This window comes from Wolbachia endosymbiont (group B) of Eucosma cana (genome assembly GCF_947250645.1).
Classification (GTDB): domain Bacteria; phylum Pseudomonadota; class Alphaproteobacteria; order Rickettsiales; family Anaplasmataceae; genus Wolbachia.
In genome coordinates this window covers 531,821-546,315 of record NZ_OX366334.1, presented here as the reverse complement: position 1 = coordinate 546,315, position 14,495 = coordinate 531,821, and the positions used below count along the sequence as shown (strand labels likewise).

Annotated in this window: 11 protein-coding genes and 2 pseudogenes; 9 read left to right on the top strand and 4 right to left on the bottom strand. The window is 33.1% G+C overall.

Annotation, left to right across the window (positions count from 1 at the left end; genetic code table 11):
* Positions 1 to 350: 350 nt before the first annotated feature.
* Positions 351 to 854 carry an ankyrin repeat domain-containing protein gene (locus tag OOK99_RS02645; RefSeq protein WP_264720100.1) on the bottom strand — a complete coding sequence of 168 codons (504 nt, stop codon included), beginning with the start codon at positions 852 to 854 and terminating at the stop codon, positions 351 to 353.
* Positions 855 to 1,179: 325 nt separating this feature from the next.
* On the opposite strand from OOK99_RS02645, the gene uvrA reads away from it, so the two are divergent.
* The 4 genes and pseudogenes from uvrA (at position 1,180) to OOK99_RS02620 (ending at position 5,819) form a co-directional block, all read left to right on the top strand.
* Positions 1,180 to 3,993: an excinuclease ABC subunit UvrA gene (gene uvrA / locus OOK99_RS02640; RefSeq protein ID WP_264720099.1), complete on the top strand. Its 2,814-nt coding sequence runs from the start codon at positions 1,180 to 1,182 to the stop codon at positions 3,991 to 3,993.
* 51 nt (positions 3,994 to 4,044) lie between these two features.
* Positions 4,045 to 4,674, top strand: a pseudogene (locus OOK99_RS07000) (double zinc ribbon domain-containing protein); the annotation flags it as partial.
* A 71-nt stretch (positions 4,675 to 4,745) separates the two neighbouring features.
* Positions 4,746 to 5,602 (top strand): annotated as a pseudogene (locus OOK99_RS02625) (IS3 family transposase); the annotation flags it as partial.
* A gap of 13 nt (positions 5,603 to 5,615) precedes the next feature.
* Entirely contained in the window at positions 5,616 to 5,819 is a 204-nt protein-coding gene (locus OOK99_RS02620) for an ankyrin repeat domain-containing protein (protein WP_264720097.1), read from the top strand.
* 185 nt (positions 5,820 to 6,004) lie between these two features.
* Here the strand turns inward: OOK99_RS02620 and OOK99_RS02615 are convergent, their stop codons facing one another.
* Positions 6,005 to 7,027 (bottom strand): IS110 family RNA-guided transposase, encoded by a 1,023-nt coding sequence (locus tag OOK99_RS02615; protein ID WP_070357039.1) that lies wholly within the window; start codon positions 7,025 to 7,027, stop codon positions 6,005 to 6,007.
* Between the two features lie 180 nt (positions 7,028 to 7,207).
* Here OOK99_RS02615 and OOK99_RS02610 point away from each other — a divergent pair, with 180 nt between their 5' ends.
* From OOK99_RS02610 to OOK99_RS02590, 5 genes are all read left to right on the top strand, one after another.
* Positions 7,208 to 7,543, top strand: coding sequence for a hypothetical protein (locus OOK99_RS02610; protein ID WP_264720096.1), 336 nt, complete (start codon positions 7,208 to 7,210; stop codon positions 7,541 to 7,543).
* A 288-nt stretch (positions 7,544 to 7,831) separates the two neighbouring features.
* Positions 7,832 to 9,169 (top strand): AAA family ATPase, encoded by a 1,338-nt coding sequence (locus tag OOK99_RS02605; protein WP_264720095.1) that lies wholly within the window; start codon positions 7,832 to 7,834, stop codon positions 9,167 to 9,169.
* A gap of 83 nt (positions 9,170 to 9,252) precedes the next feature.
* Positions 9,253 to 10,367 (top strand): IS3-like element ISWpi17 family transposase gene (locus tag OOK99_RS02600; protein WP_214303219.1). Its coding sequence is split into 2 segments (ribosomal slippage): positions 9,253 to 9,526 and positions 9,526 to 10,367, totalling 1,116 coding nucleotides; the frame shifts between segments, so codons are not numbered across the junction.
* A gap of 317 nt (positions 10,368 to 10,684) precedes the next feature.
* A complete protein-coding gene (locus OOK99_RS02595; RefSeq protein ID WP_264720094.1) occupies positions 10,685 to 11,500 on the top strand; it encodes a hypothetical protein in 816 nt (271 codons plus the stop codon).
* Positions 11,501 to 11,620: 120 nt separating this feature from the next.
* Positions 11,621 to 12,448: a hypothetical protein gene (locus tag OOK99_RS02590; RefSeq protein ID WP_264720092.1), complete on the top strand. Its 828-nt coding sequence runs from the start codon at positions 11,621 to 11,623 to the stop codon at positions 12,446 to 12,448.
* 80 nt (positions 12,449 to 12,528) lie between these two features.
* On the opposite strand, the gene dnaQ is transcribed toward OOK99_RS02590, so the two are convergent.
* Together dnaQ and OOK99_RS02580 are read right to left on the bottom strand one after the other, a co-directional pair.
* Positions 12,529 to 13,188 carry a DNA polymerase III subunit epsilon gene (gene dnaQ, locus OOK99_RS02585; RefSeq protein WP_264377951.1) on the bottom strand — a complete coding sequence of 220 codons (660 nt, stop codon included), beginning with the start codon at positions 13,186 to 13,188 and terminating at the stop codon, positions 12,529 to 12,531.
* 786 nt (positions 13,189 to 13,974) lie between these two features.
* A complete protein-coding gene (locus OOK99_RS02580; protein WP_264720090.1) occupies positions 13,975 to 14,439 on the bottom strand; it encodes a hypothetical protein in 465 nt (154 codons plus the stop codon).
* Between the last annotated feature and the right edge of the window lie 56 nt (positions 14,440 to 14,495).

Below are 14,495 nucleotides of genomic sequence, written 5' to 3'. Positions count from 1 at the left end.
TAGTGATTGATTCTCTTTACTGAGCTTATCAACTATTTCTAACCGAGTCTCATGTCCAGCTAAGTCACTCTTTAACTTTTCTAGTTCTTTCTCAACATGTTTTAATTCTTTACCTGGCTTTTCTAACTTCCGAATTTGTCTATCTTGCAGCTGAATTTGAGGTTGCAGACTTTCTAAAATTTGGTCATCAACTTCATTAGCTGTCCCGTCGTGATTTATTTCGGAGCAGAAAGAAGTATCAAATGTAGCCTCAGACTCTAGACCGCTGTCGTCACTACTAACGCTTTCACCAATAGGAGTCTGTTTACCACTACATGTAACACTTCCTCTTTGCGGTGACTCAAATTTTTCTACAATATTCTTAACACCAGCATGTAAGTATTGCTCACTTGTAATATTGCTTCCTTATTTTCTGTATTGCCTACCACCTCTCTTGGAGTCTTATTTTTGCTTTTTAATGAAGGATTCACTCGATCATCACTTAGTAGTTGTTTTACCATGCTTTCATGTCCACAAGAAGTAGCAATATGCAAAGCAGTTAGCCCATCATTTTTAGAACCATCTTTTACTCGAGCGTTAACACTTGCTTTCTTTTTTAGTAAAAGTTCCACTATTAACATATTGTTGCATGCTGTAGCAAGATGTAACAACGTCCAATCTTCTGCAGCTTCTTCTGAAATTTTTATACTAAATTGATGTTCTTTACTAAAATTTTTACTAAACTTGTTGTACTCTCCTGCATCTTTTCCTTTTAACTCATTCTTTATTTTTTCAAGTAAATTATCTTCATCCAAATCGCTACTTTCACTTACCTCATTTATTATTTCAAAAAACTTCTCCTTCTCTATTGCCATAACCTTTCCCTCTAAATTTATTTTTATCGCTGCATAATCTCACAAAAAAGTTAAATTTATCAAAATTCTATATTTTATATAAAATAAAATTTCCTGTTTCCAAAAATTGGTAAGCATGTTTTTGATGAGATTGTAGAAAACATACTTTTATGACACCATTTGTTGTACGAACTAACTTGGCGAAAACAGATGTTTATATAGTTGTATGGCAAAATGTTTTGCACTAGTTGTGCTACTTCGTTTTCCGTAATAGTTGAAAAAATTAGTAGAAAGTTGTTGTAAGTTTATGTATTTTGAGGCTGTAATGGTCAAAGGTACATGAAGTATGATCAGAGTTAAAGGTGCAAGAGAGCATAATTTGCAGGGTATTGATGTCAATATACCAAAAAATAAGTTAGTTATTATAACTGGACTAAGTGGTTCTGGTAAGTCTAGCCTCGCATTCGATACGATTTATGCAGAAGGCCAACGCCGATACGTCGAAAGTCTATCGGCTTATGCACGTCAATTTCTTAATATTCAAGATAAACCAGATGTTGAGTCAATCACAGGCCTCTCTCCTGCAATATCAATTAACCAAAAATCGATCTCAAAAAATCCAAGATCAACCGTTGGAACTGTTACTGAAATTTATGACTATCTACGCTTAATATATGCACGAGTGGGAATACCTTATTCGCCTGTAACTGGGTTGCCAATAACGAAACAGGCTGTATCTCAAATTGTAGATACTATTATAGCATTACCTTTAGAAACTAAAATATATATACTTGCTCCTATTGTGCGTGGCAGAAAAGGAGAGCACTTCAAAGAGATATTGGAAATTAAAAAGCAGGGTTACGTGAGACTAAAAATAGATGGTGAAACATACAATATAGATGACTTGCCTAAACTCGATAAAAACAAGAAACATGATATTTTTGTTATTGCAGATAGAATCTCCATATCAGATGATATAGGAAATCGACTACCAAGCAGTGTAGAATCAGCATTGAGGCTGGGCCATGGCTTAATGTATGCAGAAATAGTGAACTTACCTGATAACCACAATTCCGAGTATAAAAATGGTCAAACTTTAACTTTCTCAGAGAATTTTGCATGTCCTGAGTCTGGCTTTACTCTTGAAGAAATAGAGCCAAGATTGTTTTCTTTTAACAGCCCCTACGGTGCATGCAGTTCATGCAATGGGCTCGGTAAAAAACTAAGTGTTGATGCAAAGCTAATAGTGCCAGATGAAACGCTCTCGATATCTGAAGGTGCTTTAAAGCCAATTGGATCAATATTCCGTCAAGTGCATACAAACTATGGATTGCTAAAAAATGCAATTCTATCACTGGCTGAAAATTGCAAATTTAGCCTTGATGTTCCGTGGAAGAATATAGACCAAAAAGTGAAGGATTTAATACTTTTTGGCTCTAGAGAAATGAAATTTCAAGGTTTGGTCAGTATCCTAGAACGCCAGATGGATTACGATGCATCACTTATTGATAGGTATTGTTCTGTTACTGACTGCAAAGAATGTGCTGGCTATAGATTGAGAAAAGAAGCACTTACAGTGAAAATTGACGAAAAACATATAGGTGAAATATCAAGGCTCAGCATCGATGAATCCCTTAAGTGGTTTGGAAATTTATCAGACAGACTTACAGAACAACAAAGGCAAATTTCAAATAAAATATTAAACGAAATAATCAAAAGGCTGACATTTTTAAAGAATGTAGGGCTAAATTACCTTACACTTGACCGTGAATCTAGCACTCTCTCTGGTGGTGAAAGCCAGAGGATCAGGCTTGCTTCGCAAATTGGCTCTGGTTTAACAGGAGTGCTATACGTGCTTGACGAACCCTCAATTGGCCTTCATCAATGTGATAATGATCGATTAATTGCCACACTTAAAAATCTGAGAGACATGGGTAATACTGTGATTGTTGTTGAACATGATGAAGACACAATAATGGCTGCTGATTATGTGATTGATATTGGTCCTGGAGCTGGCGTGAATGGAGGAAAAATCGTTGCAGAAGGAACACCAGATCAGGTACAAAAAAATTTAGAGAGCATAACAGGACAGTATTTAAGTGGAAAGAAGGAAATTTCAATTTCAAAAAGAAGAAAGCAAACAACTCAGTTCATAAAGGTAGTTAACGCATGTGAGAATAACTTAAAAAATATAAATGTTGAATTTCCTATAGGGAATTTTATTTGTGTTACTGGAATATCAGGAGGAGGAAAATCAAGTTTAGTAATAGAAACACTATATAAATACTCAGCACAGAAGATAAATCATTCATCTGCAAAGCATGGTAAATGCGATAAAATAGAAGGCCTTGAGTATATAGATAAAATTATAGAAGTTGATCAGTCACCAATTAGTAGGACTCCAGCATCAAATCCAGCAACATATGTTGGTATGTTTACTCACATCAGAAATTGGTTTGCAGGTCTCCCAGAGTCGAAGGCACGAGGTTACAATATAGGCCGATTTTCATTTAATACCAAGGGAGGAAGATGTGAAGCTTGTAAAGGTGATGGGCATTTAAAGATCGAGATGCATTTCCTACCGGACGTTTATGTGAAATGTGAGCAATGTAGAGGACAGAGGTATAACCGAGAAACATTGGAAGTTACTTACAAGGGAAAATCAATTTCTGATGTGCTTGATATGACAATAGATCAAGCATGTGACTTTTTTGAAAATCTTCCAATGATAAGGGAAAAGTTGATTTCTTTACAGGAAGTAGGGCTTGGCTATATAACGCTTGGACAGTCGTCAACAACGTTGTCCGGGGGTGAAGCACAACGAATAAAGCTGTCTAAGGAACTATCAAAGCGATTTACCGGGAAAACATTGTATATTCTCGATGAGCCAACAACTGGGTTACATTTTGAAGATGTAAATAATTTACTGAAAATACTCCATAGGCTAGTTGATTTAGGAAATACTGTTATAGTTATTGAGCACAATTTACATGTTATAAAAACTGCTGATTACATAATAGATATTGGTCCAGAGGGTGGAGTAAAAGGTGGCGAAGTGGTTGCTGTAGGAACTCCAGAAAAAGTTGCACAGACTCCAAAAAGCGTTACAGGCAAGTATCTTAAAACATATTTATTGGATCAAGTATCGACTATTTCTTAATAATTAGGTTATGAGGAGCATTTTAAAAGGTATACCTAACATATTTAATTCATGAATCTTCTCTTATTAAAAAAAGCTACAGATCTCATATTTCCAAACGTATGCGTAAGTTGTGAACGTATAATTGATAAAAGTTATGATTTATGTAGTGAATGCAATAAAAAAATCAATTTTTTAACTAAGCATTACTGTAATGTTTGTGGTGTAGTAATTCCAGATAGTTTTTATACATGCGGCAAATGCATCAGTAATCCTCCGCCATTTAAAGTATTAAGATCAGTTTTTGCCTACGATGAACATAGCAAAAATATGATTATAAATTTTAAATTTTTTGATAACTTAAACTACATGAAAGTCTACGCAAAGTGGATGTACAAAGCTAACAAAGACATGTTTCAAAATGCAGAGGTCATAATTCCCATACCGCTACATAAAATACGCTTATTTAAACGTAAATATAATCAAGCAGCATTGCTCGCGAAGGAATTAAGTAAGTTATCTCATTTATCTTATACACCATTTGCAATAAAACGTATTCGTCACACTGTACCTCAAGCTGGTCTTTCACTTAAAAGGCGTGAAAAAAATTTGAGAAAGGCTTTTAAAATAAGCAACAGCGAAATTATCAAAAACAAAATCGTGATATTGGTTGATGATGTAGTAACAACTGGTGCAACTGCAATATAATGCACCCCATAAACTAGACCAAAAAAAAATGGTTGATCCGAGTAGGAAGGTAAAGGGGTAAAAGTATGGCAACAAAAAAATATGAACCAGAGTTAAAAGCAAAGATAGCTTTGGAAGCAATAAAAAATCAAAAAAGCACAGCTGAGATATGTAGTGAATATAAAATACCATCAACAAATCTATATGATTGGCGTGATAGAGTATTGGCAAGGTTAAAAGACCTATTTGTTGAAGAAAGTGAAAGTGCGAGAAAACAAAGAATCTTAGCGCAAGAAATAGAAAGTTTACATAAAGTAATAGGAGAATTGACAGTGGAAAATAGCTATTTGAAAAAAAAATTACTGAAATAAGCAAAAAAGATAGAGTAAGGTTTATAGAAAAAGATTCTGATCTGTCAATTAGGAAACAGGCTGATTTATTGGGGATTTGCAGATCTAGCCTATATTATAGGCCTATAATTAATAACGAAAGTGAAGTAGCAAATTTGATTCAAGAAGTATATTTGGCTTCTGATTGCCGTTATGGATATCGTAAAATTACTGCTGAAATCATAGCGAGTGGAGTAGTAGTCAATCACAAAAAAATCTTAAGAATTATGAAAAAAATGAAGATTAGTGGGCTGTATTGTAGAAAAAGATGTAATACAAGTATTAAAGAAAAAAAGCATAAAATATATCCTTATTTACTCAAAGATTTGATTATTTGTAGAGTTAATCAGGTATGGGCTACTGATATAACATATATTATGGTAGAAGGTAAGTTTATCTATTTTGTGGCAATAATGGACTTGTATAGTCGCTATATTATTGCTCATTCATTATCACCATATCTCGATGCTGGATTTTGCCTTTATACTCTCAAAGAAGCTCTAAAACAAGGTAAACCTGAGATTTTTAATAGTGATCAGGGGGTGCAGTTTAGCTGCAAATGGCTATATGGAGATAGTAAATGCTTTACTAGACAGAGGTGCAGATGTTTATGAGAAAGATAATTTGCAGAAAACTCCTTTGTATTATGCCATTATAAATCGCCAAGAAGATACGGTAGAGGATATAGAAAGGTTTTTGAAAAGCAAGGTAGTAGATACCGTCTTGCAAGTCAACAAAAAAATTACAAAAATTGTTCAAGCTGTATCATAAAATTAAAAAATACTTCCAATTCACATTTTGTGTAACGGTACACAGATTATAGTTAGTGAATATGTTGATAAGTAAATTTCCGCTTTTTTGTACGTATAAAATTAATTTACTTATCAACATATTCACTAACCAGTTACAAAATTTGTGTAAGATACTATTTTACATAATTGGAGCGTTTTTTGATTTTAAAGCACTAAACTTTCAGCCAAACTCCTAGCTCTGTAGTTTTTGATATGATCTGGATCAAAAGCCTTCTTTGACCTTAAAACACCAAAAACAATATGGAGTAACTTACGCATTGCAGCTCCCACAATGGCCATGTTATGCTTGCCTTTCTCTTTTAACCTTTTGCAAAAAGTCATAATAGTAGGATTATGATTCTTAGCTACTATGGCAGGAAAGTACATTGCCTTACATAATGTTCGTGAACCGGATTTACTTAATCTGGGCTTGGCATGTACAGACGTACCTGACGTTATATTTCGTGGTATAGCTCCAGCATATGCTGCCAATTGCCTGGCATCCTTGAAAGCTTTTATGTTAGGAACTTCAGCCAAAATAGCTACTGCTGATTCTTCTCCTATTCCTGGAATGGTCAATAGAAGTTGAAAATTTTCCAACAATTCTTTGTGTTTATTTAATAGTTCACGTAAGGAGTTTTTTATTCTTTCTATTTTTTGTTTTATGTTCATTGCAAGGTCTTCCCAAGCATTTGCAACTTCTTTAGGCAGTCTCTCTTTTTTTTCTAAGTGGTTATTTACTAATGTCAATTCATCTTTTAACGCAGCCGAGCAACGATAAAGATGCTTTAATTTCTTTAACTCAGGAGAAGGTGGTGCCCAACGAATAGGTTCCTGTCTTTGGCAATAATCGGCAATTATCTCTGCATCAGTCTGATCATTCTTTTGTCGTATAAGCTTACTTTTTGCATAAAATCTTATACAAGCTGGATTAACAACACTCACAAAATGTCCAGTATTGTGTAGAAATTCAGCTAAGGCTTCACTATAACAACCAGTAGCTTCCATGCAGGCTTTTACTTGTTCTACATTATGCTTTTGTAGAAAGCTCAGTAAACCTTGAAACCCATGATCATTATTCTTGAAACTCCTTTTCCTGGTTTCACGTTTTCCTTTGTTGCTTATGAATGAAAGAGAAACATCAAAGCGATCTTTTGATATGTCTATACCCAAAAAGTTGTTGATCATATATAACTCCATACGTTACTATTAAAATGAAAAGTAAGGCTAACCTTGTGGATACAGAATTATAACCATTTAGGTCTTTCTACGATACCGTTCAGCCTATACTTTTGAGAAGGGAACTCTTGTCTACCACACAGATTTTATATCTAAGGAGATATTCAAAGTTCTTCCCTTCTCCACCTAATGCTTAAGCTTAAAACATCAGATACTTTTGACAAGATACAAGGAGGTAGTATTATTGTTGGTGGCTTAGTTGCCATGTTAGGGAATTTTGTAGCATCGACGCTTTTTATAACCAAGACAGTGGAAAGTACATTAACATCTGTTACGGCAGCAATAGCTGTATCTGCATCAACAGCATTAGCATCTGGTTATGCTAAATATCTAATGTCAAAATTCGATAACGAAATAAAAGAAATAAAAGAGCGACAAAACGTAATGGAAGGGAGGCAAAGCTTAACAGAAGGGTGGCAAAGTGTAGATCTACAAAGCATATATATACATAATGCTCTTTCATAAATTTTTGCTTTCGTACTTTTTTATTATTGCTTATAATAATTATAGATGTAGATCTTAATTAAAGGGTTTAATTATCTATTTTAAGTTATTGAGTTTTACGTTATGGTATCTGTTATTTCAGTGTGCTTTTTTTTGTCATCCCAGTGCGTGATATCATAGGGATACTGGGACAACAGTAGATTGATTAAGGAAACCTTAAGTTATTTCTTTAGTTGGTCTTGTTTTACTATGAAAAGCTTGTACTCTTTAAATATATTATTTATAAATTAACTACTTATAAGCTAAAATATGTTTAGTAGAACTAATATACCTTTTCTTATAGCTGGTTCTATTGCTTCTCTTACACTACTTACGTCTGGAGTTTTTGCTGTAGCCTCTTATATTCCATTTTTATCTTCAGTTGCAGCTTTAGATGTAGCTTTCCCTATTATTTTTATTTCATTCACGCTTTCTGTGATAGTAATTGCGCTTTCATATAAAATGATTAAACAAAATAAAAAATCTCAAGAAAATTCGAAAGCTGAAGTCGAAGAGCTAAATAAAGAGTCAAGGAAAGAAGAAAATACGCTAGCTCAAATCAAAGAAGAATTAGAAGATGGAAAGGATAAAGAAAATAAATACGGGTTTAGTGGTCTAGAAGAAAAAGTTCATAGAATTTCAGAGAATTTTGTAACGAAAGATGAAGTGAATGGGTTAAAAAAAGAGGTTAGTGATCTTTCTGCAAGGTTAATTAATAGTCCTGCAACAAAAAATGAAGTAGAAGCAAAGCTGAATATGGAATTTTACGCAAAAGATGAAAAAAGAGGGTGGAATACAACATTTAGTGATATTATATTACCAAATGACATAAAAGAAAAATTGCAAGGGATTTGTGAGTTACAAGGCAGAGGATATCTCTTGTATGGTCCACCAGGAACTGGTAAGACTAGTATTAGTAAGGCAATTGCAAATCAAACTAAATCTCTGTTTGCGTTTATGTCTGTTTCTGCATCTTGCTTGTCTAATCAATCAAATATAGATCAGGTTTTTGAGAAAGCAGAGGCAAACAGTCCGTGTATAATTTTTATAGATGAGATTGACGGCATTGGCAAAAAGCGCACTTCCAGTGAAAATGCAGGAACTTTAACTCATTTACTCACTAAATTGGATCGAGAGTTTTTATCCTCAAAAAATATAACGGTAGTTGCTGCAACTAATCATAAGAATCATTTAGATCCTGCGCTTATTAGGGGTGGTCGTTTGGAGTGTATTGAGGTTCCTGGGCTGGATAAAGACGATACACGTCAAAAAATATTACAAGAACGGCTCGAAAAATTAAAAGATAGCGATATGAAAATTCTTGTACAGGCTAGTAAGGGATTCTCAATGGCAAATCTGATTTGCTTAATCGATAAAATAAACGAAACTACAGAAAAGGAAGGCGAAATAAAATATCTTCGCACTTTCTGTAAAAATTTCAAGAAGGAGCATAACATAAAAGATGAGCCAGATAAGAAACATAGTAACGGAAAAACTAAAAACAAGGATATAAGGCTATCATCTGGAAGCTTATCTAGAAGTTCATCAGTAAGCTCTTCATTGAGTGATGTATCTTCTCGAGGAAGTAAGCGGCAAATCGAGGGATAAGGAGAATTACTACTATAATGCACCCCATAAACTAGACCAAAAAAAAATGGTTGATCCGAGTAGGAAGGTAAAGGGGTAAAAGTATGGCAACAAAAAAATATGAACCAGAGTTAAAAGCAAAGATAGCTTTGGAAGCAATAAAAAATCAAAAAAGCACAGCTGAGATATGTAGTGAATATAAAATACCATCAACAAATCTATATGATTGGCGTGATAGAGTATTGGCAAGGTTAAAAGACCTATTTGTTGAAGAAAGTGAAAGTGCGAGAAAACAAAGAATCTTAGCGCAAGAAATAGAAAGTTTACATAAAGTAATAGGAGAATTGACAGTGGAAAATAGCTATTTGAAAAAAAAATTACTGAAATAAGCAAAAAAGATAGAGTAAGGTTTATAGAAAAAGATTCTGATCTGTCAATTAGGAAACAGGCTGATTTATTGGGGATTTGCAGATCTAGCCTATATTATAGGCCTATAATTAATAACGAAAGTGAAGTAGCAAATTTGATTCAAGAAGTATATTTGGCTTCTGATTGCCGTTATGGATATCGTAAAATTACTGCTGAAATCATAGCGAGTGGAGTAGTAGTCAATCACAAAAAAATCTTAAGAATTATGAAAAAAATGAAGATTAGTGGGCTGTATTGTAGAAAAAGATGTAATACAAGTATTAAAGAAAAAAAGCATAAAATATATCCTTATTTACTCAAAGATTTGATTATTTGTAGAGTTAATCAGGTATGGGCTACTGATATAACATATATTATGGTAGAAGGTAAGTTTATCTATTTTGTGGCAATAATGGACTTGTATAGTCGCTATATTATTGCTCATTCATTATCACCATATCTCGATGCTGGATTTTGCCTTTATACTCTCAAAGAAGCTCTAAAACAAGGTAAACCTGAGATTTTTAATAGTGATCAGGGGGTGCAGTTTACTAGCTACAACTTTATTATGGAATTAGAGCGTGCTAATATTAAAATCAGTATGGACCATAAAGGACGTTGCTTCGACAATATATTTGTTGAGCGCTTATGGAGAACTTTAAAGCAAGAAGCTATATATTATTATAGACCAAATAGTATCAGAGATTTAAATCTTATAATAAATGATTTTGTTGCTTGGTATAACTATAGAAGGCGACATCAGACTCTACATTATAAAGTTCCTGCTGATCTTTATTATCATAAACAGTAAATGAATATATTGATAAATACTTTAAATGTGTGTCGACGTATTTATCAACATATTCATTTTAAAAATCGGATCACTTTGAAAAAAATGGTCTAGACAAATGGGTGCATTATACTTGGGCTAGAGGAGCAAACTTATACCATAAACAGGTAAAAAGTGAGTTAGAAAAAGTACAAGTAGATCAGATGGAATTGGAAAATCTATCGTTAGAGTAATCAAGTGTAAACCGGAAAGTAACTCAGGTTACAGTTGATAGTCTATATTATTAAAAGGTTAATAATTATATATGTATTATAGTATAAGAGCTATTAATAGTATATATGTCAAAAAAAATGATTAATGAGTTGAAAGCTAAGGTGAAGGAGAGAGGATATGCTCATTTGAAGTCTACAAAAAGTTCTGATTATAGAACATATAAGGATTTGGATATGGACTTCAATAGTGAATATGAATTTGCTTGTGATCTTGTTATTAATGGGAAGGCAATAACTAATGATTTCATTAAAAATTTGTATTTAAAACATAAAGATCTAATTCCAAAGGACGAAAAAGGGAATTATCGTCCATTTCTTAAGCAAATCTTTAAGGAAATATTTGAACATGCCGGTGCAGCAGTTCCAAATGACCCTATTATGGAAGAATTGATAACTTATTATAACAGGTCTGGGTACAAGCAGTTCTTTTCTTCTCAAAGTCAAGCACTTCGTTCTTTTGGATTGTGGATGTATTCATTCCACTATTTAATTCCTTCTTACAGAGAAAGTACCTATATAAGTTGTGAAGATCCAAATTGTCTGAAGTTTAGTTTTAGCGTAAATGATGGCATATATAACGATAATAAAATTTTAGTATGTAATTTGCAAAACTCAGTGGAGTTTAAACTAAAATGTGAGGGTGAAAATGTGAAGTATGAAGAAGGTAAAGTGTCTCTTACTATTCCTAAGGAGCTGAAAAACTACAAAGCAAATGATAAGAATTTGTTTGATGTTATTATTGAGTATTTTCAGAAATTTTGCGAAAAATTTGGATTTCACTTTGAGACAAAAATTGAGCATATTCTGGATAAGCCACTTGGAGTATTAAGTGATATAAATACATTCCAAGATAAGAATCTAAACTTGAAGAATTTAAAATAAGATATTGAAATCTCTGCTTTTTTTAATAAGGTGAGTATAATAAAAAGTAAATCAAGTTTTACAGAAAACCTTTACTTATGATGAAAAGTATGTAATACGTATATAATATAAGATTGTGATATGTCAAAAAAAATAGTTAATGCATTAAAATCTGAAGTAAAAAAGCTCAAATATGCTGATTTAAAGTCTATATCAATAAAATCAGATAGTTGGAACTTTAGTTACAAAACATATATTGACCTTGGTAGATCACACAACCTTACTATTAATGAGAAAGAAGTGCCTAATGAGCTTATCGAGGAGCTATACTCAAAACATAAAGATCTCATTTTAGAAGATGAGAATGGAAGAAAGAACTATAGTCCATTTCTTAAGCAAATTTTCATAAAAATATTTGAATATGCTGGTGCAGAAGTTCCGAGTGACTCTATCATGGAAGAATTGATAACTAACTATCATCAAGAAGGGTATAATCATTTTCTGTTTCTTCATATATTAAAGGCTCTTTCTCCATTTGGTTTGCTTGTGTTAGATTCTAATATAATAATAACTTATAGTATGGATTGCCGTGACTCCAATTGTCTAAAACTCAATTTTAGCATGGATTGTATAAAGGTACGCAGCAGTGATCTTGTTAATGATATCAAAACACCAGGTTTTTACAGCTCAGTAGAATTTAAGTTAAAATCTAAGGGTAGAAGCATAACATATGAGGATGGTAAAGTGCTTATTAATATTCCGAAAGAGCTGAAAAATTATAAAGCAAGTGGTAGAAGTTTGTGTGACATTACTATTGAGTATTTTCAAGAATTTTTTGGAAATTTGGGATTTAAATTTGAGACAAAAGTGGAACATAGTCTAGGTGGACCACTTAAAGTGTTAAAAGATGTAAATACATACCATGATAAGAACTTAAACTTGAACCAACAGTTAAGTAATTCAAGATAAGATATTGAGATTCGCATTTTTAAAGCTAGAAAACACATTCATTGAGAGAATAATTTCGCTACTGAAAGCAAAAGGCGTTTTTACAATCTTCTATCTACTACTCCCTCATGAACAGATACGTTAATCTCATCTAACTGCTCACTAACTTCTTCATTACTTGGCAAGTGTCCTCTAAGAGATAAGTTACGTACTGCATGCTGACATCGATCCAAAGGAGTTTGTAATCGCTCAACATATACTTTTGCTAGCAACTCAGCGTCAATTAGCGCTCCATGCAGCTCCCTACTCTCTAGTGATATACCAAAACGCTCACACAATGCACTTAAAGAAGCCGGTGGTCCAAATTTCTTTCTTGCAAGCGGTAATGTATCTAACACTCTGTCTGAAGAGATTAATTTGGCATTCAGTTTACCAAGTTCCATGTTCAAAAATTTAATGTCAAATCCAGCATTGTGAATTACCAAAGTATCGCTAGATATAAAATTAAGAAATTCAGATGCAATCTCTGAAAATAATGGCTTATCCTTTAGAAATTCTTCGCTGATACCGTGAACTTTAAATGCACCTTTGTCTATGCTCCTTTCTGGGTTGATGTATCGATGGAATACTTTGCCTGTTGGAATATGATTAATTAGTTCTACACACCCTATTTCGATAATTCGATGGCTATTGACATCAAGACCTGTAGTTTCAGTGTCAAGTACTATTTCACGCAGCCCATCTTGTTTGACGCTTAACATACTACTAGGATCTGACTGACTATTGGTAGCTTGTATCTTTTTTTTTCTTTTAGCTACTAATTTTTTTGTAGCACCTTCACCATCTTTTACTCTAGAGTGTCCAGGCGCTTCGGTTATTGAGCTTTTTTTTATACTATCAAGGATAACTTCTTTATCATTTAAGAATTTTTTACCGTTACCTTCTACATAAAGTGAGGTGAGATTTTTGAGTGCTATATCTCCTCCATAGTGGTGGCGCCACACTCCAACAATGTTGTTGTTTTCTACATTTAATAAAGTAAGATTTGGGAGACGTTTGCTGCCAATCAAAAATGCAAAACCTCTGTCTCCAATATTGTTATTACTTATTTCAAGTAAAGTAAGGTTTTTTAGATTGCCTTGACCTATATATCCTGCACCTTCAAAACCGAGTTTATTGTTCCTTAGAGTGAGCGAAGTAAGATGTGTAAGTTTACTTAACTCTTTTACATCTTTACTATCAATCTCTACATTTATTAAATTAAGCTCGTTAATGCCTTTTTTACTCTGTAGAAAGTTTGCTAGCTCTCTTATATCAATTTTAGCACTTACATCTGATATTGTTAAAGCTTTATCATGTACATATCCACTAAAACCCACCTTACCCTCTGTTAATATACTATGTAAATATTTTAACTGGCATCTCAGTAGCTGTCAATTGCTTATATAAGATCTTAAACAGCTGGTTTAGGTGCTGTAAAATTCATACTTTTTGTGATCAGCTAAGTAAAAAGTCAAGCCTAGAGCAACTCACTAAGCTTTTCTGATTTATTGTGATACAGTTCTTGAGTTTTTTTCTTCCTTTACAAAAGAATCTGTTACTAAATCCTTTAAAGTTTTACCAGGCTTTTCTAGCAATTCAGGTTTAAGTAAATACTCAAGTTCATATATTGCTGCTGTAATTGCTATAGCAGCTAAAGCTGCAATTAAAAATGGTGAACTTATTTCTTCTGTTATGAGTGTTAAAGTTATTAAACCTCCTAGAAGCCCAATTACTGGTGGAACAATAATTGCTGCACCTCTTTCCCATAATTGTGGTTTTTTATTGAGCTCATGTTTTTGTTTCTCTTTCTTTTCTTTGTATCGTTTACATGCTCCTTTTTTTCCTTCAAGTGGAATTTCTTTAACTTGGACTTGCTGACAAAATTCGACCTTTTTTTTTGGCTTTATTTTGTCAGAAATAGAAGATTTTGATAACTCAGTGTAGTCAACTTTTTCGTTAGAACCACCCATAACTTTTTCGCTTCATAAATACCTATATTAAATTATATTCTAAATAAAGTCAAGAT